The organism is Actinoplanes sp. NPDC051346 (assembly GCF_040682215.1).
GTDB lineage: Bacteria > Actinomycetota > Actinomycetes > Mycobacteriales > Micromonosporaceae > Actinoplanes.
Map to the genome: position 1 here is coordinate 307774 of NZ_JBFBAJ010000005.1, position 20754 is coordinate 328527.

A 20754-nucleotide genomic window follows, 5' to 3' on the forward strand; every position below is an offset into this window, starting at 1 on the left:
CCGGGACTCTCCTTCATGCTTCGAAAATGTGGCGGCGGTTGGCCGTCGCCTCGAACTCCTCCAGACGACGTTGCGCCAATTCCGGCGCGGCGTCGCACATCGCCTGCAACAGGACCATGGCCATCGCCATCGGCCCGGTGTGCAGGTCGAATACGAGCTGGGTGCCGACCGGCGCGGGCAGCACCACGTCGGCGGCCTCGGCGACCGGACTGACCGCCGAGTCGGTGAGCGCGACCACGGCGAGACCCAGTTCCTTGGCCTCGCGGATCGCGTCGAGCGTCTCCCGCGGATAGCGCGGCAGAACGATGGCGAGCACCGCGCTCGCCCCGGCGGCCCGGGCCTGGTCGAGGCGGTCGAGCAGGATCGTGCCGCCACCGTCGAGCACCCGGACATCCGGGTGCACCTTGGCGGCGAAGTAGCCGAAGTATCCGGCCAGCGGCGCCGCGGCGCGCAGGCCGAGCACGGGCAGCGGGTGGCTGCCGACGAGCATCCGCGCGGCCCGCTCGATCGCGGTCAGGTCGCCGAGGTCGTCGGTCAACCTTTCGAGCCGCCGGGTCTCGGCGCGCAGGGCGTCCTGGATCGGGTTCTCGTCGGTCTCCGGCGCTCTGGCCGGCACCCCGACGAGCGCCCGCAGCTCGCGCCGCAGGGCGGGATAGCCGGCATAGCCCAGCGCCATCGCGAACCGGGTCACGGACGGCTGGCTCACCCCGGCGAGCTCCGCGACCTCGGCGGCCGACAGGTACGCGGCCGACGGCCCGTGCTGCACGAGGCTGTGCGCGATGCGCCGCTGGGTGGGCGTGAGCCGGGCGCCCTGGAACAGGTCGAGCACTCGCCCGCCGTTCCCGACCACCGCGTCATTCACATAAGCAGACTATGCATAAAAACTTTCACTGCCTAGTACCGGGGCCGGATTTGCCCGTGCGTACCTGTGCGAGGCTGACCGGATGCGGATCACGTCGCTGCACACGTACCCCCTGAAGGGTTGTCGCCGCCTGGACCACGACGTCGCGGTGATCGAGCCCTGGGGCCTGGCCGGCGACCGCCGCTGGATGGCGGTCGACGCGGACGGCGTGGGTATCACCCAGCGTGAGGCTCCCGCCCTCGCGCTGCTGCGCGCGGTGCCCCGCCCCGGCGGGCTCGAGGTCAACGGCTTCGCGGTGGACGAGCCGGTGGACGGGCCCGCGGCGATGGTGCGGGTGTTCAGCTCGAAGCCCCCGGTGGCCGCCCGGCTCGCCCCGGCCGCCGCCGGTTTCCTGTCGGACCACCTCGAGCGCGACGTGCGGCTGGCGTGGCTCGCCGACCCCACCGGGCGGCCGATCCAGCGCAACGCCGACGAGGACGACCGGGTCAGTCTCGCCGACGGTTTTCCCATCCTGCTGACCAGCGAGGCGTCCCTGGACGCGCTCAACGGCTGGCTCGACGAGCCCGTGCCGATGACCCGCTTCCGGCCCAACCTCGTCCTCGCCGGTGCCGACGCCTGGGCCGAGGACAAGTGGGTGGGCGGGCGCCTGCGCATCGGGGAGACGACCTACCGCGTGGCCGAGCCGTGCAGCCGCTGCCTGGTCATCACCATCGATCAGGAGACCGCCGAGCGCGGCCGCGAGCCGCTGCGGACCCTCGGGCAGTTCCGCCGTCGGGACGGTGGACTGCACTTCGGCGTCAACCTGATCCCCGATCTCCACTCAGGTGAGCGATCTGTCATCCGGGCGGGGGAGCCTGTCTTAAGCGTGTCTTAGGAAAGTTGCCCACGGCCGCGGCGGCCCCGGAGTATGCCTCAGCGTGACAGCTCACCGTCTCCTGCGTCCCCGCTGGCTCGCCACCGGCGGCGCCGTGCTCCTCGCCGGCGTCCTCGGCGTGGCGATCCTGCTGCAGCAGGGCGGTGGCGCGTGCGCGGCACCACCCACCAGCGCCAAGCACCAGGGCAAGGCCACCTTCTACGACCTCGCGGGCACGGTGGGCAACTGCAACTTCGCACCACCCGCCGACGACCTGTACGTGGCCCTGGGCCGCGCCGAGTACTCCGAGGCCCTGTCCTGCGGCAGCTACCTCGACGTGACCGGCCCCAAGGGCAAGGTCCGGGTCAAGGTCTTCGACTCCTGCCCCGAATGCACGCCCGGCTGGCTGGACCTGAGCCGCACCGCGTTCGCGAAGATCGCGAACCCGTCGCAGGGCATCGTGCCGATCACCTACAAGGCCGTCCCGAACGCGCCGACGCCCGGCCCGCTCAGCATCACCTTCGCCAAGGGCTCGTCGCAGTACTGGTGGGCGGTGCTGATCGACAACCACGCGAACCCGATCACGTCGGTGCGGGCCAAGGGCCCCGGCGGCAGCTGGATGACCGCCACGCGCAGCGACTACAACTTCTGGATCATCGACCGGCGCACCGGCACCGGCCCGTTCCAGATCCAGCTGACCGACCTCTACGGCAACACCGTCACGGCGAAGAACGTCAAGCTCACCCCCGAGAAGAAGCAGGCGACTTCCGTACGCTTCGCCGGAGGTTCCGTCGCCGTCCAGACCCCGGCGTCGAAGAAGACGACGCGGGCGACGGTCGAGAAGAAAAAGCTGGAGAAGAAGTCGGTCAAATCGTCTCCGTCGCCCAGCATCAAGCCGACGCCGACCACCGAGCCCGACTCCGGCCCGGACCTCGCCCTGGCGGCCGGAGCGCCGAAGCCGCACTGTTAACCGCACGGGCGGTTCGTGGAATGCTGGGTCGGTGAACCGGGACGACCTCGTCCGGCTGCGCCGGGCCCGCGACCGCATGGACCGCGACTTCGCGCAGCCGCTGGACGTGCCCGCGCTCGCCCGGGACGCGCTCATGTCGCCGGGCCACTTCTCGCGCAGTTTCCGGGCCGCGTTCGGCGAGACCCCCTACAGCCACCTCATGACCAGGCGGATCGAGCGGGCCAAGGCGCTGCTGCGCCGGGGTGATCTGTCCGTCACCGAGGTCTGCTTCGCCGTCGGCTGCACCTCGCTCGGCTCGTTCAGCTCGCGCTTCACCGAGCTGGTCGGCGAGACGCCGAGCGCATACCGGGCGCGGACCCACAAGACGGGCGCCGCCATCCCGGCGTGCTTCGCCAAGATCCTGACCAGACCGGTCAGGAACGGAGAAGCCCGCCCGGCGTCGCCGAACGTATCGTGAGCTGCATGGACATCAAGGTTTCGCACTGCTTCATCACGGTCGACGACCACGAGAAGGCGCTCGGCTTCTATCGCGACGTGCTCGGTCTGGAAGTCCGCAACGACGTCAAGTTCGAGGGGATGCGGTGGGTGACCGTGTCGCCGCCCAGCCAGCCCGAGCTGGAGATCACCATCGAGACGCCCGACTCCAACCCCAGCTCCTCCGCCGAGGACAAGCGCAAGCAGTCGGAGCTGCTCGCCAAGGGCATGCTGCGCGGGCTCATCTTCGTCACCGACGATGTCGACGCGACCTTCGCGCACATCCGGGACGCCGGCGCCGAGGTGTTGCAGGAGCCGGTCGACCAGGCGTACGGCGTGCGCGACTGCGCGTTCCGCGACCCGGCCGGGAACATGATCCGCTTCAACCAGCCGCGCACGAACTGACCTGGGTGCGGAAGGCGGGACTTGAACCCGCACACCCTCACGGATACGGGCTCCTAAGGCCCGCGCGTCTGCCTATTCCGCCACTTCCGCCCGACGCGCCCGATGGGGCATCGATCTCAGCATTCTAGACGCCGGCCTGGCCAGCCATCGCCCGGGCGCACCCCGGCGCACAGCACGGCGGCCGCCTCGCGGATCCAGGCCGCGTGACGGCCGCCGTGGGTCGGGGTCCGCGGGGCCGGGCTCAACAGCGGAACATCGCCTGACCTATCGGCAACCGGTCCCCGGATCCGCGGGATTCGCCGGGGGTCAGTCGAGGCCGAGATCGCGCCGGAGCTTCGCGACGTGCCCGGTCGCCTTGACGTTGTAGAGCGCCCGCTCGATGGCACCCTTCTCGTCGATCACGAACGTCGAGCGGATGACCCCGGTCACCGTCTTGCCGTAGAGCTTCTTCTCGCCGAAGGCACCGTACGCCGTCAGCACGCTCTTGTCGGGGTCACTGACCAGCGGGAACGTGATCGCGTCCCGCTCACGGAACTTCGCCAGCGCGGCCGGGGTGTCGGGCGAGATGCCGATGACCTCGTAGCCCGCGGCCTTGAGCGAGGCCAGCGAGTCGCGGAAGTCACACGCCTGCGTGGTGCAGCCGGGCGTCATCGCGGCCGGGTACGCGTACAGCACGACCTTGCGACCGCGGAGCTCCGTCAGCGTCAGCGTGTCGCCGCTGTCGGTGGCGAGGGTGAAGTCGGGGGCCGGGTCCCCCGGCGAGAGGCGTTCAGTCATGCTCCGAAGATATCCGGGCCGGCGCGGGAGACCGTAGGCGCCGCAGAGCGGCCATCGCTGTTCCGGCGCCGACACCGACCGCGATGATCACCGCCGCTCGGGAGACCCACCCCGGTCCCGGGAAGTTCACCACGGCCTGGGTGAGGACCCCCGCGTCCCCCAGGCCGCCGAAGATCGCCAGCGCGGTGCCACCCAGAAAGGCCAGGAACGGGGTACGCCCCAGCAGGGTGGCGGCTCCGGCGGACGCCGCGAGCACGGCCGCCCCGATGGCCGGGGCCTGCCCGGAAACGCCCAGGGACGCGCGCGTCACCGCGTACCCGAAAGTGATCGTGCCCGCGACCAGCGTGAGCGCACCCACCCAGCGGAAGCGGCGCAGACTCAGCGCGACCACGGCGGCGGCGAGCCCGGCCGCGCCCAGCCACCAGGCCCAGGTCGTGGGCGGCGGCTCCCACGTCAGCGTTCCGCGCACCTCGAACGGGCTCACGTCCTGACGCAGCGGCACCACCCAGTCCCGGAGCCGGTGCGACCGGGACGGATCGGCCCGCGCCTGCGGCGGCAGGCCCGGGCTCAGCCAGTGGGTGCGCTGGTCGTGCCACCGCACGGTCCGTGCCCCGGAGATCCGCTGCCACTGCGGGGCAGCGGCCGGAGAGGCATTCGACGGTACGGGCGAATCACCGTCGAGCGTCTCGTTCGTGTACGTGGCCGGCGAGTTCACGTTCTGGTACGTGCCGTCCGGCCGCACCTCCAGGTACGGCTCACCGGCATAGCCGAGCACCTCGACCGTCCGCCCGGTGTCGTTGACGAGTTCGAGCCGGGCGCCCGCCTCGACCGCCCGCACGGTCAGGCCGGGCACCGGGGTGCTGAACCCCGTCACCTCCGTGCGGTAGGCGGTGGCGTCGGGCGCGTCACCGCCGTGCGCGGACGCCGGGCCGGCCGGCACGACCAACAGGCCGGCCAGCACGGCCAGGAACAGGGCGCCGCGTCTCACGCTCCCGCTGCCTCCACCGCCGCGGTCAGCGCGTCCGGCGTCGGCCTCTCCAGCGGCTTGCCCGCGACGAACACCGTAGGTGTGCTCACCACGCCGCGCGCCGACGCGGTGTCGGTGACCTTCGTGGCCCAGGCCTTGTACTTCTTGCCGTTCACCGCGTCGGCGAACGCCTCGTCGGTCAGGCCCACCGACCTGCCGATCTCGATGAGCTTCGCGTCGTCGAGCCCGGCGCCGCCCTCCGGGGGCTGCTGGGCGAAGAGCGCGTCGTGAAATTCGAGGAACTTGCCACCGTCGGCCGCGGCCGCCGACGCGCTCGCGGCCCGCGTCGAATACTGCGTGGTGGAGTAGCGGTCGAGGATGGCGATCGGGTGATAGCGCACCGTCACCTTGCCGGCCTGGACCAGCCCGGTGATCGTCGGCCCGGTCGTCGTCTCGACCTGCCGGCAGCCAGGGCAGATGAAGTCCTCGTAGATGTCCACCGTCACCGGACCCGAGCCACGGGCAAAGGCCGTGCCGTCGTCCACCGCGCTGGGCGGAACCGTCAGCTTGCCCGCGGTGTCCTTCGCCTGGCCGGCGGCGACGCCCCAGCCGACCAGCCCCGCGATGACCAGCACGGCGATCACCCCGACGGTGGTCCAGAGGGTGACCGTGCGGCGGCGCTCCCGGGCGAGCTGTTCCCGTACCACCTGCTTGGCCTTGGTCCGTTCCTTGACGCCCTTGCTCATCGCTCGTCCTCCAGGAGTATGCCGTCGATCGAGAAGCGGGTCCGCGGCCGCCACAGCAGGACCCCGGCGAGCAGCAGGAAACCGGCGTCACGGGCGATGTCCCACCCGTACGCCGGGTCGACCCCGACGCCCAGCTCGCCGCCCGTGCTGAAACAGCCGCAGTCGATCCGCAGCCCCCGGGCCCACGCCGAGACGATCCCGGCGATGAAGATCAGCAACAGGGCGGCGGAGATGCCGGCACAGAGGCGTACAGCGAGTCCGGCCAGCAGAAGCAGCCCGAGGGCGATCTCCAGGAACGGCTGGACCGCGCCGACGACCTTCGCCGTCTCGTAGTCGAACAGCTGGTAGGCGTTGACCGCCCGCCCGGAGGCGGCCAGGTCACCCACCTTCAGGCCACCGGCGACCAGCCACACCGCGGCGAGGCCGAGCCGGGCCACCGTCGATATCCATGGCGTTGGGATCCGCATGCTCACCCCCCTTAGTCGGCGCGGGACGCCGCCAGGTTCCGTTGTACCGCCTGGGGGTTTGCTGTGTGACGGGCCGAAAGACTCTTGATCAGCTTGCGCGCGCTTCGGCGACGCCAGCCATCAGCGTGCGCGGGCCTCGGCGACCGCGGTCATCAGCTTGCGCGGGCCTCGGCGACCGCGGTCATCAGCTCGTCGCGGGCTCGGGCGACCCGGGAGCGGATCGTGCCGACCGGCACGCCCTCGACCTCGGCGGCCTCCGCGTAGGACAGGCCGATCAGCTGGGTGAGCACGAAAGCGGTCCGCCGCTCCTCGCCGAGCCGCCGCAGCAGGTCGGCGCTGCCCAGTCGGTGCGCCGGGTCCGGATGCTGGTGGTGGCCCGCGAAGGCCTCGGCGGCGAGCCGGGCGTCCAGCCGGCGCCGCCGCACCACGCCGCGGAGGTGGTCGGCGCAGGTGCGCCGGGCGATGCCGAGCAGCCAGGTGCGCACGTGCGCCCGCCCCTCGAACCCGGGCAGCGCCTTGAACGCCCGCAGGAAGGTCTCCTGCGTCAGGTCGTCGGCGGAACCAGGATCGACCAGGGCGGCCGTGAAACGCCACACCTCGGCCTGCGTGGCCCGCACCAGAGCGGACTGCGCGCCGGCATCGCCGGACCGCGCCCTGAGGGCGAGCACGGTCAGAGAATCGGTCGCTGTCACAACGGCACATCGTACGCGGTGGAGAATTGTCGTACTGTCCGGGAACTTCCGCCCCCGGGCGGCCGACTGTTCATCGTCCGTCCGCGTCCCGCGCGACCACGTTGTCGTGCCCCACGAGTCATCGGGGAGCATTGCTGGCATGACCGTTGATCGACGCCGGGCTTCGGCGGCCCTCGCCGGGCTGCTGCTCGGGCTCCTCGGCCTGTTCCTGGGCCCGGCCAGCCCGGCCAGCGCCCACGCCGCGCTGGTCGCCAGCGACCCCGGCGCCAACACGATCGTCCCGGACGCGCCCAACCGGATCACGCTGACCTTCAGCGAGTCGGTGCAGCTCATCGCGGGCAAGATTCAGGTGCTCGCCCCGGACGGCAGCCGTGCCGACCAGGGCGAACCGCAGGCGGCCGGCAGCTCGGTGACCATCCCGCTGCGCTCCGGCGGCGGCCGCGGCACCTACCTGGTGAGCTACCGCGTCGTCTCCGCCGACAGCCACCCGGTCGCGGGCACCTTGACCTATTCGGTGGGCGCGACATCCACCCCGCCCAGCGAAGCGGACGCCGCGCAGGCGGTCGACCCGGTCGTGCGCGCCCTCATCCCGGTCGGCAAATACCTCGGGTACGCCGGCCTCGTGCTGCTCGTGGGCCCGGTGCTCGTGCTCGCGCTGCTGTGGCCACACCGGCTCTCCCGGACCGGCCCGGCGCGGCTGGTCTGGACCGGCGTGGGGCTGGTGCTCGCCGGCACGGTGCTGGGGCTGTGGCTCCAGGCGCCGTACACGACCGGAAGCGGGCTGTTCGGCGTCTCCGGCGGCGACCTGCGGGCCGTGCTGGGCAGCACGTTCGGTGCGGTGATGCTGGTCCGGCTCGGCGTCATCACCGCGGCGGCCTTCCTGCTGCGCCCGCTGCTGCGCGGCGACGGCGGCGAGAGCAAGGCCGACCTGGCCCTGCTCGGCGTCCTCGGCGTCGCGGCGCTGGCGACCTGGCCGCTGACCGGGCACCCGACCGCCTCGCCGGTGGCCGGCGTCTCCGTCGTCGTCGACGCGATCCACCTGGCCGCGATGTCGGTCTGGCTCGGCGGGCTGGTGATGCTGATCGGCTTCCTGCTGCGCCACGCCAACGAGGGTGAGCTCGGCGCGATCCTGCCGATCTGGTCCCGCTGGGCGGCCACCGCCGTCGCCGCGCTGATCACGGCCGGCGTCGTGCAGGCACTCATCGAGGTCGCCTCCTTCGAGGCGCTGGTCGACACCGCGTACGGGCAGCTGATCCTGGCGAAGGTGGGTCTGGCCGCCGTGGTGATCGCGATGGCGGCGGTCTCCCGCAAGCTGGTGCGCAGCCGGAGCGCCGAGACCGGCCCGGGCACCCTGCGCCGCGTGGTGATGGCCGAACTGGCCGTCACCGCCGTCGTGCTCGGCGTGACGGCGGCACTCGTGCAGATCCCGCCGCCGCGCACGGCGGAGGCGGCCGAGACCGGCGCCGCGTCGACGACGGTCACGCAGACGGTGGCGGACGGCAAGATGTCCCTACAGGTCGACGTCTTTCCGGCCACGGTCGGCAACAACTCGCTGCACCTGTACGCGTACACGCTGGACAACAAGCCGCTGACGGTCGTGGAGTGGACCGCCACCGCGGCCCTGCCGTCCAAGAACATCGAGCCGATCGAGGTGCCGCTCCTGCGGATCACCGACTTCCACGCGATCGGGGACATCGCCCTGCCCATGGCGGGGGAGTGGACGTTCAAGTTCACCGTACGCACGACCGACATCGACCAGTCCACGCTGACCGTGAAAACCAAGGTCTCTTAGCCGTACGCGTCGTCGCGAGGGTCGGTCCGTCAGGGCCGGCCCTCGCTGTCTTTGCTCTTCCCCGGGTTCTTTCGGCGGCCTCCCTCCACCGGTAGGGGCCTAAGTAACCGTTTATCCATTTTGGTGTTATTTCGGTCTGTATGGTCTGCCGCAGTACCACCGAGAAGGGGGAGATCGAGATGCGGGTGTTCCGCACGATCCTCGGCATGCTGTTGCTGACCGTCGGCATACCGGCACTACTGGTAGGCGGCGCCTTCTGGGCCGCCATGCAACACCGGGACGCCGGGGGCGCCTTCAGCGCGACAATGCAGCGGGTAGCGACATCCGGGTACGCCATCGTGGTCAACGACGTCGACGCCCTGCTCCGCAGGGACGCCCCGTTCGCCCGCGTCGGTGACACCCGGCTGCGCATCACGGCGGAATCCTCCGGCGCCCCGGCCTTCGTCGGCATCGCGCCGCGCGCCCGGGTCGACGCCTACCTGGCCGACATCCCCCGCATCTCCGTGTCCGAGATCGACCTCGGCACGGGAGCCCTCCCGGTGATCGGCAAACTGGTCCCCGGCACCCGCGCCCCGGAAGAACTCCCCGGCCGCGAACGCATCTGGCTCGCCGCGGGCACCGGCGCCGTCGACTGGAACCCGACCGCCCTGCGAGACACCGCCTACAGCCTGGTCATCATGAACCCGGCGGCACAGCCCGGCGTCCGCCTCGAATCCACCGCCGGCATCCAACCCGGCTGGCTCAACCAGGCCACCTGGACCCTGCTCACCGCCGGCAGCATCCTGGTCATGATCGGCATGATCATCCTCGGCTGGCCGTCGCGCCGCCGCGAGGTCGTCTACATCGTCGAACCCAGCCAGGTCCCCGACCTGATGCAGGCCATCGGCGCCCCGCTCCCGCTGAGCCGCGTCGGCGGAGGCCGCCACTCGGCGACCCACCGCCCCCGCACGCTCGCCGACTGCCAGCCCCGCAGCCGCCCACCGGCGCTGACCTGGCCGCCGTCCTCCACGAGGAAAAACGAGCCGTCCGCACGAGGCCCGGCGATCCCGATGCCGGCAACGCCGGAACCGGCCGTTGTGCCTTCCGCACCGGCATCCACGGCCGTGCCGGTTTCTGTGACCGCGGGCTCGGCTTCCGGCTCCGCTTCTCCGTCGGCGGCCCCGACCGTTCCATCTCCGGCGACTTCGGCATCTTCGCCGGTCTCTCCGGCGTCCGTGCCGGCTGCTCCGGTCTCTCCGGTTCCCGCGCCGGCCGCTCCGATCTCTCCGGCGTCCGTGCCGGCTGCTCCGGTCTCTCCGGCTCCCGCGTCGGTCTCCCCGGGCTCGTCGTCGGCCTCGGGATCTTCGCCGGCGCCGGGGGAGCCGCTCAGTCTGATCACGCCCCGGGCCACTCCCGCGCCGGCGGCCTCGCCGGACCCGCTCATCGGGCGGGCGCAGGATCGCGCCAGCCGGCGGCGGACCGCGCCCCAGCCCACGGACCTGCCCATCTTCGAGGCATCGGCGGTCGGAGCCTGGGTGGCCGAAACGGCGGCGGCCCGTGCTCGTGAGACAGAGGCCCGCGCGGTGGCGGCTTTGAACGCCTCCCGCAAGGCGGCCGCGGTGACCGTGGCGAAGCAGCAGCCGGGCGGGGAGATCGCCGACTCCACGTTGGTCGCTGCCGCTGATCCGGCAGTGGTTGACCCGGTCGCGCCGGTTGACCCGGCGGTTCCTGTTGGGCCGGCGGCTCCGGCCCCCGCCGCTTCTGGCCCGCTCGCTTCTGGCCCGCTCGCTTCTGGCCCGGGTGCCTCTGGCCAGGCTGGCTCTGAGCCGGTGAGTGGCTACGACGTCATCGTCGTCGGTCTTGGCGTGCCCGGCGAGACGGATAAGCCGATGGGGGCCGCGTCCGCCTCCGAGCCCATCGGGGCTGAAAGGGCGCCCGCCTCCGTGTCGGCCGGGTTGGACAAGGCGTCCGCCTCCGTGTCGGCCGGGATGGACGAGGCGCCTGCTTCTGAGTCGGCTGGGATGGACGAGCCGGTGCGTGCCGAGGCCACGGATGTCCGTCAGCCGAAGGACTCCGAGCAGGCCGAGCCCTCGGACGCGAAGGCATCGACGGCCGGCACCGTCGGCGCCGCGCCGAAGCCCGCGCAGCCGGCCAAGACTCCGCCGCGGAACGCCTTGTTCGGGGGCCCGCCGGCGAACGCCTGGGCGGCCACCGGCCTCACCAGGGCCGACTCGGGCCGGGTCGGTGCGACCACCCCGTCGAAGGGGTCGGTCCCGAGCGGCGGGATGGCCGCGCCATCGAAGAGTCCTGCTTCCGGGGGCCCGGCCGGCGACAAGCTGACGCCGGCGAAAGCCGAATCCGAAAGCCGGCCTGGCAAGGCGCAGACCGAACCGGCCCCGGCGAAGGCACCCGCCCGAGCGGCCCCGGCCAAGGCGGACAGCGCTCCCGCACCGGCCAAGGCGGACAGCGCTCCCGCACCGGCCAAGGCGGACAGCGCTCCCGCGCTGGCCAAGGCGGACAGCGCTCCTGTGCCGGTCAAGGCGGATCTCGTATCCGTGCCGGTCAAGGCAGAGACCGTGCCTGCGCCGGTCAAGGCATCCGCGCAGGTCAAGGCGGATACCGCGCCCGTTCCGGCCCGGTCGGTGTCTCCTGGGCCGGTTTCGCCGACGAAGCCTGCCGCGCCCGTGCCGGCGGGTCCCGTGCCTGCCCCCGCGCGGCCTTCGGTTCCCGGCCCATCGCGGCCCGCCGAGCCTGCGCGCGAGCCCGTACCGTCGGGGAAGTCCGACACGTCCGGTGCCGCGCCGATGACCGCCGCACAGCGGCCTTCGGCATGGCCGGCAGCCCCGTCCCGCTCGGACGGTCCGCGCGAACCGGCGCTCGGCTCGGCCCGTGCCGACGCGACCCCCGCGGCGGGCACGGATCCAGCGCCGAAGGCCCAGGCGCGGATCGCCGGCCAGCGCACCGAGCAGGCCAAGACCGCGGACGTGAAGCCGGAGCAGCGGACTGCCGTGGACGTGAAGCCGGAGCAGCGGACGGCCGTGGACGTGAAGCCGGAGCAGCAGACTGCCGTGGACGTGAAGCCGGAGCAGCAGACTGCCGTGGACGTGAAGTCAGAACAGCGGACCGCTGTAGACGTGAAGCCGGAGCAGCGGGCCACCGTGGACGTGAAGGCGGAGGAACAGGCTGCCACGGACGTGCCGCCGGAGCAGCGGCCACTCGCCGGGAAGAAAGCCACCGAAGCGGCGAGCGTGCGGCAGCCCGCCAAGAGGGGCCTGCTGGGCAGCTACAAGGACGAGGTTGCCGAGCTGCTGGGTGGTGCGAAGGCCCGGCGCCGACGCAATGTCACCGGTTCCGGGTTGCCGGCTCCGGATCCGGACAGCCAGGAACCTCCCATCAAGGTGACGCGACCTCCTCGTCGCGGCCGCGGTCAGGCCACAGACTGATCGGTGCGAAGCCCCGGGCTTGATGCCCGGGGCTTTCGTGTGCCGCCGCTCTGGACGTGAAGCCGTTCGGAACGCCAAGCCGCTCGAAAACACGAAGCCGGCTCGACGACGGTGCGGCCCGATCCCGGCCCCCACCGAAAGGGCCCTCCGCGCTGCCGACGCGGAGGGCCCTTTACCGGGGGAACGGAGTAACCGAAGGGGGGCTTCGTCCGTTAAGCCCAGTTTAGCCCCTCCTCGGTCGAACTGGTAGTCCTGGTGCCAATACGGGCAATCTAGGGTGAACCTGGGCGCCTGGGCGTGTTGTCTCTCGAACAGGTGGGTACGACCCACCATCGCCGCACGTCCCCACTTCGTGCGCGTACGCTGACCCTGTGGCGGATCTTCTGGTATGGATCGACTGTGAGATGACGGGGCTCGACCTGGGCAAGGATGCCCTGATCGAGGTGGCCGCGCTCGTCACCGATCCGGATCTCAACGTCCTGGGCGAGGGCGTCGACCTTGTCATCCACGCCGACGACGCCGCGCTGGACGCGATGCCCGAGGTCGTGCGGGAGATGCATGCCAAGTCCGGCCTCACCGAGGAGGTGCGGCGGTCCACGGTCACGATGGCGGAGGCCGAGGAGGTCGTCCTGTCGTACGTGAGGCAGTTCGTGCCCAACCCGCGCACCGCCCCGCTCTGCGGAAACTCGATCGCGACCGACCGGGGTTTCCTGGCCCGCGACATGCCGGCGCTGGACAGCTTCCTGCACTACCGCATGATCGACGTCTCGTCGCTCAAGGAGCTGTCCCGCCGCTGGTACCCGCGGGTGTATTTCGGGCAGCCCCAGAAGGGACTGGCGCACCGCGCGCTCGCCGACATCCGGGAGAGCATCCGCGAGCTGGAGTACTACCGCCGCACGATCTTCGTGCCGTTGCCCGGTCCGGACGTCGACCAGGCCCGGACGATCGCCGCGGAGCTTTAGTCCGCGCTCGCCGGCCGGGTGCGGAGCCCGTTCGCCGCGCCGGACGGTAACCCGGTCGACGGCGGGGTGGGGAGTCCGGCTATGCTTGTCCGGCACCCGCTGCGGAGGTCATCCTCCTCAGATGGTGGCATGGTGGTCGTAGCTCAGCTGGTAGAGCACCGGGTTGTGGTCCCGGGGGTCGCGGGTTCAAGTCCCGTCGGTCACCCCAAGGAAAGTCCAGGTCAAAGCGCCTGACTGCGAAAGCGGTCAGGCGCTTTGCCGTCTAGGTGTCCGATTTTGGGAGCGGATTGGGGAGCCGTCCTCGTCCATTCAGATCTGATAGCGGTGTCGCTGGCCGTGCGGGGTCAGACCGGGCAGGACGGGCAGCCACGACGCGAGGCGCGAGTCGTCGGTGTTCGAGCGCTTGTCAGCGGGGCGCCGACCTCGTGGCAATGGCACGAATCGGCGAGGTGCGGAAGGCGGCCGGCGCCTAGTCTCACGAATGGTTGCCGCTCCCCGAGGAGATCATCATGGAACCCCACCAGCCGACCCGCACCACCGACCGCCGCGTCACCCTCGTGCTCGTCTTCCTCGGCGTGCTGGCCCTGATCAGCGCCATCGCCGCCGTCGCCATCGTGGTGCTGGACGGGCCGGACGGTCGACAGCGGCAAGCCACCCGCGACCGGGCCGGCACCGGCGCGCGAGCCGACCTGGGCGACAGTTCGTCGACACCGGCCGTGAGCCAACCCCCGACCGGCGACCACCAGGCACCGGCCGCGACCGGGACAGCCGGCGGCGGCGGCCAGCACGCCTCGAAGCCGGCCGGCCCGCAGATCGTCTACTTCCGCGTCCAGCAGCAGCCGAGGTGCGACGCCGCCGGCAACCACACGCCCGCCACCGTGCAATGGAAGCTCAGCGGCGCGACCGGTGCCGCGCTCTCAGTGGACAATCCCGGCCTGGTCGGCAGCTACCGCAGCTACACCGGCACCACCGGCACCGAGACGCTCAACTTCTCCTGCGGTGGCGGGCCGGGAAGCACCGAAACCCACGTCTACACCCTGTACACCGTCGGCGGCGGGCAGCAGCGTTCCCGGACCATCAACGTCTCCGCCACCGTCCCCGACGCCCCGCCGAACCCGACCGCGTCGACGACGCCCTGATCAGCGGCCGTGGGTAGCCGCCGCGTTCCGGCGTCGGCGAGGGCCTCCAGGGCGCTCGGAGTGGGCAAGAAGAACGCCGTTGCGAATTCCACGGGGGAAGAACTCGCAACGGCGTGAGACCAACCCTAATCGATGTTGTGTCAATCGTCCATATCGGCGGTCGACCTTGCCCCAACGGGCATCGAGATCTGGCGACGGCTGGCCGATTGTGCAGGGATTGGTGGTCGTCCCGCCAGCGTCGAGCGCCTCTGCCCATCGTGGGGGACCGGCGGTCACCGTCCGGCCTACGGTGATGCCATGGACAGCAGTGACTTTCCGTGGGAACCACCGCTCGCTGGCACCGAAGCCGAGCATCTCGTCGGAGCCCTGGAGCGGCTGCGGACGACGTTCCGGTGGAAGGCCGACGGTCTTGACGCCGCCGGGCTGCGTACCCGGGTGGGCGCCTCGTCGCTGACCCTCGGTGGTCTGCTCAAGCATCTTGCGTTCGTTGAGGACTACACCTTCACCGCCAAGCTGAGCGGCGAGGCTCCCGGCGCGCCGTGGCGGCGGGAGGACTGGGACGACGACGAGGACTGGGAATTCACGTCGGCCGCCGGTGACACCGCCGAGGACCTTTATGGATTCTGGGATGGTGCCGTCGAGCGATCGCGGGCAAGGTTGGGTGCTGCGCTCGCCGACGGTGGGCTGGACCGGCTGGTGCACGTCGGGGCCGGCGAGCACCGTGCCAGTCTGCGTCGGCTGATCTGCGACCTGATCGAGGAGTACGGCCGTCACACGGGCCAGGCCGATCTGCTTCGTGAGGCGGTGGACGGCCTCGTCGGCGAGGACCCGCCGCCGGGCTGGCGTGCGTGTTCCGGCCGCTCGCCGGTGGGCTGTTGACGGCCGATCGGTCGGCGGCGCATTGCCGTACGTGGATGACCCCTGCCGTGCTTGACCGAAATGTATCTATAGTGAAGTAGGCGGTGAGCGGGGGCAGGCCAGCTGAGGAAGGCTCATGGGTCGTGTTCTGCACATTCCCGATCGGTTGGGGAGCACATCGGAGCCGTCGTGGTAAGCGCGCACGGTCGTCCTCGGCCGGTGCGGGCTTCCCACTCCGGAGGTGGGCGCGTGTCCGCGCGCGCGATCATCTCCGAGATCACCGGGATCGTCGCCGCGCCGGAGCCACTGGCCGTGCGTGCGGAGGCCGTCCTCACGACGCTGCGGCGACGCCTGCGATTCGACGCGGGTCGCATCAGCCTGCACGATCCGGAACGCCGGCTGCAGCCCACCCTGGCGAGCTGCGGCTACGACCAGCGGCTCCTGGAGTATTTCGACGGGCCGGAGCTGGTTCACAACGTCGAGCTCCTCGGTCTGCACCGGCGTGCGACGCCCGTGCGGATCAGCTCCTTGCCCATCCGGCCCGCCGAACTGCCACTGTGGGCCGAACATCTGCACCCGGCCGGTTTCCGGGAGGGGATCGCCGTGCCCCTGCGCACCACCGACGGCCGCTACTTCGGAGTGTTCTCGGCCTGCACCGAATCGGCGACCCCGATCTGTGACACGACGTGCGGGTTCCTCGCCCGCACCAGCACCGTGATCGCTCACGCCGTCGATCCGATGCGGACCATCGCCGCCATGGCCGGCCTCGTCACCGATGCCGTGGCGGGCGTGGTTCTGACCCGCGGCGGCAACATCGAGGCCCTGCCGGGCCTGCCCGGGCACCGGCTGCTCGCACCCGGATCACCCGTCCTGGCGGAGGCCATCTCCTGCTACCGGGACGGCGACAGCCGCGCCGGGTTTCTCACCCCGACCCGGCCGCCCGACCCGCCCGGCTACCTCAAAGTGACCATGCTCACCTGCGGCGAACAGCTCCCGCACCACCTCACCGCGATCATCGTGCTGCACTCGCCCGGCGACCTGCGGCACCTGTCCCACCGGGAGATGACCATCCTCGGCCGCCTCATCACCGGCGGCACGGTGGAACAGATCGCGGCAGCTCTGCGCATTCCTCAGTCGGCGGTCAACGCGGCGCTGGAGCAGGCCCGTACGAAACTCGGCGCCCGGAGTTCCGCGGCCGCCGTCATGCGCGCGGCCGACCTGGGCCTCTACCTTCCGCCGCCGCCGGTCCCGGGTTGTGTCGCGTCCGACTCAGCGCTCAGGCTCGACGGTACTTTTCCCACCACGTGAACGCCGCACGGTACGCCGACGGCGTGTCGTCCGCCCCATGGTTCGCCAGACCGTTCCGACCGACGTAGTAGTCGTGGATCTGGCTCGCGGCGGGCTTCGACAGGTCGGGGTCGCAGACGGCGACGGCGTGGATGTGATGGGGCCAGGACCCCTGGGACGGGGTGCGCCACCACGCGGCGAAGCCGACCGTGCGGAGCGCCCGTACCGTCTCCCAGCGCTGGGTCGTCGTCAGGTTCGTCAGCGCGATGTCGACCGCGCCGCCGCCGTCGTGGGTGCCGGCGGAGGTCGGGTCCGACGTGCTGTAGGAACCCTGGTCCAACACCAGGTTCCACGCCAGCCGGGAGTCGGCCGCGGCCAGCATGTCCCGGGTACGGGCATTGACCTTCTTGCCACCGTACGTGGTGGAAGCGCCGGCGGAGACGGCCCGGGTGACCGTGAACCGGCCGTCTCCGAGCTTGGCCAGGGAGGTGGCGCCCGGGAGACCGTTCGCGTCGATGCCCGAATAGCCCAGCGAACGCTGCCAAGCGGCGTACGCGGAGACGGTGGACGTTCCGTAGTGCCCGTCGACCGCACTCGCCGCGAGCAGTCCCTTGGCGTTCAGGGCCCGCTCCACCTCTCGGACGTGGGCTGCCGCGCCATCGGTGGTGCCGGTCCCGTCCTTGGGCGGATCGACCTGAGCCGCGAGGAGGACCAGCTCCATGTCGACCGCCGGAAGTGCCGAGGCCTCGTCCGCCACCACCACGCTGGCCACCGTCGCCGCGATGCCGACGGCGGCGCCGCGCGACAGCAGCCACCGCCTCGAGCGGCCGGTGCCGGGTGCGTACTCATTCATGCTTCGAAGCCCCTCAGCTGCAGTGGACGCGGTCGTAGCCGCTGTAGCCACCGCCGCCGGACGCGTCGAAGCTGCCCCAGATGTCGATGCAGGCGTTCGGCGCGTAGACGTACAGCGGTCCGGCGTACTTGGTGAAATGCTGGCCCGGCTTCTGGCCGTCGCTCTGCCAGGTGCCGCCGCTCTTGCGGGCACCGACGGCGATGTCGTTGGACCAACTGGTGATCACGCTGTCGTTCACCCGCGACATGACGCAGTTGTAGCCGTTGGTCCGGTTGTAGTAGACGTCGATGTAGCCACCGGCCCGGCCGCGCCATTCGATGGTCCAGGACTTCAGGAACGCGTACGCGCTGCCGCACTCGTTGGTGCGGGGAATGGCCTGGGCCGGAGCGCCCGAGAGCCCGACGAGGCCGCTGCTGACCAGAGCGACGGCGCCGAGCATGGCGGCGGCCCGGGTGCGGAAGGTCTTTCGCATCGTGGAGACATCCGTTCTGTGTGGAGAGGACTCCGACCACCACACCAGAGCGCCGATCCGCGGGACAGGTGGCGAAGCGGCCCCAAAATCCTCCCCTGTCGGCCATTCCGGCTGACAGTCGATATTCTGCGGGCAGTCGTCGACGAAAGCGGGGCCCCGTGAACGACATCGATGCCGCCGAGGAATGGCTGGACTCCTGGGTCTCGGAGGTGAACTCGCGGGCGGAGCGCAGTGTGGAGCTGTCCCGGCGGGTAGCGGCGCTGACCGGCTCGGCGGAGGGCCACGACGGTGCGATTCGCGTGACGGTCGGCTCGTCCGGCCAACTCGAACGGCTCGACCTCGACGACCGCGTGCACGAGTTGACCGGTCCGAGACTCGCCCAGGAGATCATGTCGGCGATGCGGCGCGCTCAGGCGGAGCTCTCGAGTCGGGTGGCCGACGAGGTGCGGGCGACGGTCGGCGAAGACAGCGAGACGGGCCGGGCGGTGATTCACTCCTTCGACTCCAGATTCCCGGCGCCGAGCGAGGACGAAGATCGGTGAGGACGCCGCCGGCCTCGGCCTCGACCTGCCGCTGTGACTGACAATCCGCTGGTCGCGCAGGCGCACAGCTCGACCACCTGGTACACCGGGCTCGGTCTGGTCGAGGACGCCGCGCAGATCAGCAGCGGCATCCACGACAACAGCTGGGTGGACGGCACGCTCGGTGGAGTCGGCGCCAGCCTCGATGTTCTCGGCCTGGCGATCGACCCGCTCGGTTCACTGGTCGCCTGGGGCGTCGGCTGGCTGATGGAACACGTCAAGCCGCTGAAGGAGGCACTGGACTGGCTCGCCGGCAACCCCGACGAGATCGCCGCCCACGCCGCCACGTGGCGCAACGTCTCCGCCTCGGTGTCCGGCAGCCACCAGCAATACGCGGATGCCGTCCGAGCGCAGACCGCCGGCTGGTCCGGTGCGTCGGGAGACGCCTATCGCAGCCACGCGGCCCGGCAACTCGACGCCATCGGGGGCATCGCCACGGCGTCGGAAGCGATCTCGTACGCCGTGGAAGGCGCCGGCCTGCTGGTCGGCCTGGTACGCGGCATCGTCCGCGACCTCATCGCACAGTTCGTCGCCACACTCGCCGCGCGTCTGCCGCAATGGCTGGCCGAAGCGGGCCTGACCCTCGGCATCGCCACCCCGGTGGTGATCGGACAGGTCGCTGCCCTGGTCGCGAAGTGGGTCAACAAAATCCAGCACTTCATCCGAGCGCTTCTCAACAGCCTCCGCCGCCTGAACGGCAAGCTCGACGAACTGACCGGCGTGATGGAGGCCTTGAAGGAGGCGCTGCGCCGGCTCAGCCGCTCAGACCCGACGACAACCACGCCGGGCGTACCCGTCAACCCGAACACCGTGCTGCATTCGCGCTCGGGTGCGCTTTCCAACCGCGAGGTTCTCGATCAAGATGTCGGTCTGCCGCGAACGGAGGAGACCGTCCAGCACTACGCCGACTTGGCCGAGGTGGACTTCCGCGGTGCTCCCGTGGAGATCGTGGAGAGCGCGGATGACATCTCATACCTTGACTACCAAGGAGCTGTCGCGAGAACGGACTCGTTCGGTGTCCAGCTGGGCCCAGCCGCCTTCCAGGACGAAGAGACCCTGATTCGGACGCTGGGACACGAAAGCGTGCACGTCCGCCAGTATCAGGATGGCCGCGTTGTCAGCGTCACAGGACCGTTGGAGGATGAGGCGTACGCGGCGGAGGAAGGTTTCGTCGACACGTGGAGGAGAAATCGCGGATGACCCGGCTCGTCGTCGAGGCAGTGCATCGGATCCCCAGTCGCCCCTGGATTTTCGTTACCGGACGGCTGGAGGGGGAGGCCCTGCATATCGGCGACGAGATGACGGTGGTGTGCCATGACCTCGACGTGGCTGCTGCCGTAGTGCGGTCCATCGAACTGCACGGTCCGCCAGGCCGGACCACCATTGCCGTCGATGCTGAATTGGCCGACGCCCTCCAGGAAGGAGCCGTGCTTACCCGGCCTCCCGCGTCAGTGTGACGAGGTCAGGAGTAGCGTCGCAAGACGGTCTGTCTATTCGTTAGACTGATCGTCTAGACGGCGGTGGGTGGGCCTGGGGTGACTGATTCGGCGGATGCGATCTTTGCCGCGTTGCGGCCGGTCGTGGAGGGTCTTGCGCAGACCTTCGGTCGTTCGTGCGAGGTGGTGCTGCACGACTACCGCGACGAGGAGCATTCGGTCGTCGCGGTCGGCGGGCAGGTCACTGGTCGCAGCACCGGCGACGCCATGAGTCAGATCGGGCTCCGAATGCTTGCCGCCGGCGATGCGGCCGCCAACGAGATCAATTACCTCACCCGTACGGCGGACGGGCGCACCCTCAAATGCTCGACGCTGCCGCTGCGCGACGAGGACGGGACGCTCATCGGCGCCCTGTGTATCAACATCGATGTCACCGCGCTGCGCCATGCGAGTGCGGTGCTGGCCGACCTGGCGGGTGCGGCGTTCACGCCGGCGACGACGACGAACTTTTCCGGGGACCTGGATCAGGTCGTCGCCTCGCTCGTCGAGGACGCCGAGCGGGCGCGGGGGATGTCCGTGGGCGCGATGGGCAAGCCCGGCAGGCTCGAGGTCGTGCGTGCCCTGCACGACGCCGGCGTCTTCTCGCTGCGGGGTGCGCCGGCCCGGGTCGCGGCCCGGCTCGGCATTTCCCGTGCCGCGCTCTACAACGACCTTGCCCAGATCAAGGAGACCGCCTGAC

The 20754-nt window shown here is 70.9% G+C and carries 22 protein-coding genes and 2 tRNA genes; 15 read left to right on the forward strand and 9 right to left on the reverse strand.

The annotated features are described in order from the left end of the window. Positions 1-13: 13 nt before the first annotated feature. Positions 14-862: a MurR/RpiR family transcriptional regulator gene (locus AB0M36_RS15455; RefSeq protein WP_364157304.1), complete on the reverse strand. Its 849-nt coding sequence runs from the start codon at positions 860-862 to the stop codon at positions 14-16. Between the two features lie 82 nt (positions 863-944). Here AB0M36_RS15455 and AB0M36_RS15460 point away from each other — a divergent pair, with 82 nt between their 5' ends. The 4 genes from AB0M36_RS15460 to AB0M36_RS15475 all read left to right on the forward strand — a co-directional run bounded on the left by AB0M36_RS15460 (position 945) and on the right by AB0M36_RS15475 (position 3564). Beyond that, entirely contained in the window at positions 945-1736 is a 792-nt protein-coding gene (locus AB0M36_RS15460) for an MOSC domain-containing protein (RefSeq protein WP_364157306.1), read from the forward strand. Positions 1737-1779: 43 nt separating this feature from the next. Beyond that, a complete protein-coding gene (locus tag AB0M36_RS15465; RefSeq protein ID WP_364157308.1) occupies positions 1780-2685 on the forward strand; it encodes an expansin EXLX1 family cellulose-binding protein in 906 nt (301 codons plus the stop codon). Between the two features lie 76 nt (positions 2686-2761). After that, a complete protein-coding gene (locus AB0M36_RS15470) occupies positions 2762-3142 on the forward strand; it encodes a helix-turn-helix transcriptional regulator (RefSeq protein ID WP_364157770.1) in 381 nt (126 codons plus the stop codon). Positions 3143-3147: 5 nt separating this feature from the next. After that, positions 3148-3564 carry a VOC family protein gene (locus AB0M36_RS15475; RefSeq protein WP_364157311.1) on the forward strand — a complete coding sequence of 139 codons (417 nt, stop codon included), beginning with the start codon at positions 3148-3150 and terminating at the stop codon, positions 3562-3564. Positions 3565-3570: 6 nt separating this feature from the next. Here AB0M36_RS15475 and AB0M36_RS15480 read toward each other — a convergent pair. The 6 genes from AB0M36_RS15480 to AB0M36_RS15505 form a co-directional block, all read right to left on the reverse strand. Continuing rightward, positions 3571-3654 (reverse strand) — tRNA-Leu (locus tag AB0M36_RS15480). A gap of 216 nt (positions 3655-3870) precedes the next feature. Next, positions 3871-4341, reverse strand: coding sequence for a thioredoxin-dependent thiol peroxidase (gene bcp / locus AB0M36_RS15485; RefSeq protein ID WP_364157313.1), 471 nt, complete (start codon positions 4339-4341; stop codon positions 3871-3873). Next, on the reverse strand, positions 4334-5329 hold the full coding sequence (locus tag AB0M36_RS15490) for a hypothetical protein (RefSeq protein ID WP_364157315.1): 996 nt from the start codon (positions 5327-5329) through the stop codon (positions 4334-4336). The genes bcp and AB0M36_RS15490 overlap by 8 nt, the downstream gene beginning before the upstream one ends. After that, positions 5326-6054: a thioredoxin domain-containing protein gene (locus AB0M36_RS15495; RefSeq protein ID WP_364157318.1), complete on the reverse strand. Its 729-nt coding sequence runs from the start codon at positions 6052-6054 to the stop codon at positions 5326-5328. The genes AB0M36_RS15490 and AB0M36_RS15495 overlap by 4 nt, the downstream gene beginning before the upstream one ends. Further along, positions 6051-6521 carry a MauE/DoxX family redox-associated membrane protein gene (locus AB0M36_RS15500; RefSeq protein WP_364157320.1) on the reverse strand — a complete coding sequence of 157 codons (471 nt, stop codon included), beginning with the start codon at positions 6519-6521 and terminating at the stop codon, positions 6051-6053. The genes AB0M36_RS15495 and AB0M36_RS15500 overlap by 4 nt, the downstream gene beginning before the upstream one ends. A gap of 152 nt (positions 6522-6673) precedes the next feature. Then, on the reverse strand, positions 6674-7213 hold the full coding sequence (locus tag AB0M36_RS15505; RefSeq protein WP_364157323.1) for a sigma-70 family RNA polymerase sigma factor: 540 nt from the start codon (positions 7211-7213) through the stop codon (positions 6674-6676). 130 nt (positions 7214-7343) lie between these two features. Here AB0M36_RS15505 and AB0M36_RS15510 point away from each other — a divergent pair, with 130 nt between their 5' ends. The 7 genes from AB0M36_RS15510 to AB0M36_RS15540 all read left to right on the forward strand — a co-directional run bounded on the left by AB0M36_RS15510 (position 7344) and on the right by AB0M36_RS15540 (position 16694). Then, positions 7344-9005, forward strand: coding sequence for a copper resistance protein CopC (locus tag AB0M36_RS15510; RefSeq protein ID WP_364157773.1), 1662 nt, complete (start codon positions 7344-7346; stop codon positions 9003-9005). 140 nt (positions 9006-9145) lie between these two features. Continuing rightward, entirely contained in the window at positions 9146-12427 is a 3282-nt protein-coding gene (locus AB0M36_RS15515) for a hypothetical protein (RefSeq protein WP_364157326.1), read from the forward strand. A gap of 371 nt (positions 12428-12798) precedes the next feature. Then, a complete protein-coding gene (gene orn, locus AB0M36_RS15520) occupies positions 12799-13389 on the forward strand; it encodes an oligoribonuclease (RefSeq protein WP_364157329.1) in 591 nt (196 codons plus the stop codon). A 132-nt stretch (positions 13390-13521) separates the two neighbouring features. Beyond that, positions 13522-13597, forward strand: a tRNA-His gene (locus tag AB0M36_RS15525). A gap of 301 nt (positions 13598-13898) precedes the next feature. Continuing rightward, positions 13899-14528, forward strand: coding sequence for a hypothetical protein (locus AB0M36_RS15530; protein ID WP_364157331.1), 630 nt, complete (start codon positions 13899-13901; stop codon positions 14526-14528). Between the two features lie 297 nt (positions 14529-14825). Then, the gene (locus AB0M36_RS15535; RefSeq protein ID WP_364157333.1) at positions 14826-15407 is read left to right on the forward strand and encodes a DUF664 domain-containing protein; all 582 of its coding nucleotides are present in this window, start codon (positions 14826-14828) and stop codon (positions 15405-15407) included. Between the two features lie 228 nt (positions 15408-15635). Continuing rightward, on the forward strand, positions 15636-16694 hold the full coding sequence (locus tag AB0M36_RS15540) for a helix-turn-helix transcriptional regulator (protein WP_364157336.1): 1059 nt from the start codon (positions 15636-15638) through the stop codon (positions 16692-16694). Here AB0M36_RS15540 and AB0M36_RS15545 read toward each other — a convergent pair. After that, positions 16663-17526, reverse strand: coding sequence for a peptidoglycan-binding protein (locus AB0M36_RS15545; RefSeq protein WP_364157339.1), 864 nt, complete (start codon positions 17524-17526; stop codon positions 16663-16665). The two genes, AB0M36_RS15540 and AB0M36_RS15545, sit on opposite strands and share 32 nt — an antisense overlap. 13 nt (positions 17527-17539) lie before the next feature. Beyond that, complete coding sequence (locus tag AB0M36_RS15550) at positions 17540-17998, reverse strand: hypothetical protein (RefSeq protein ID WP_364157341.1); 459 nt, start codon at positions 17996-17998, stop codon at positions 17540-17542. A gap of 158 nt (positions 17999-18156) precedes the next feature. Here AB0M36_RS15550 and AB0M36_RS15555 point away from each other — a divergent pair, with 158 nt between their 5' ends. The 4 genes from AB0M36_RS15555 to AB0M36_RS15570 all read left to right on the forward strand — a co-directional run bounded on the left by AB0M36_RS15555 (position 18157) and on the right by AB0M36_RS15570 (position 20753). Continuing rightward, a complete protein-coding gene (locus AB0M36_RS15555) occupies positions 18157-18540 on the forward strand; it encodes a YbaB/EbfC family nucleoid-associated protein (RefSeq protein ID WP_364157344.1) in 384 nt (127 codons plus the stop codon). A 33-nt stretch (positions 18541-18573) separates the two neighbouring features. Next, positions 18574-19779, forward strand: a complete 1206-nt coding sequence (locus AB0M36_RS15560; RefSeq protein ID WP_364157347.1) for a WXG100 family type VII secretion target — start codon at positions 18574-18576, stop codon at positions 19777-19779. Continuing rightward, complete coding sequence (locus AB0M36_RS15565; RefSeq protein WP_364157350.1) at positions 19776-20036, forward strand: hypothetical protein; 261 nt, start codon at positions 19776-19778, stop codon at positions 20034-20036. The genes AB0M36_RS15560 and AB0M36_RS15565 overlap by 4 nt, the downstream gene beginning before the upstream one ends. Positions 20037-20114: 78 nt before the next feature. Next, the gene (locus tag AB0M36_RS15570) at positions 20115-20753 is read left to right on the forward strand and encodes a PAS domain-containing protein (protein ID WP_364157352.1); all 639 of its coding nucleotides are present in this window, start codon (positions 20115-20117) and stop codon (positions 20751-20753) included. Position 20754: the final 1 nt, after the last annotated feature.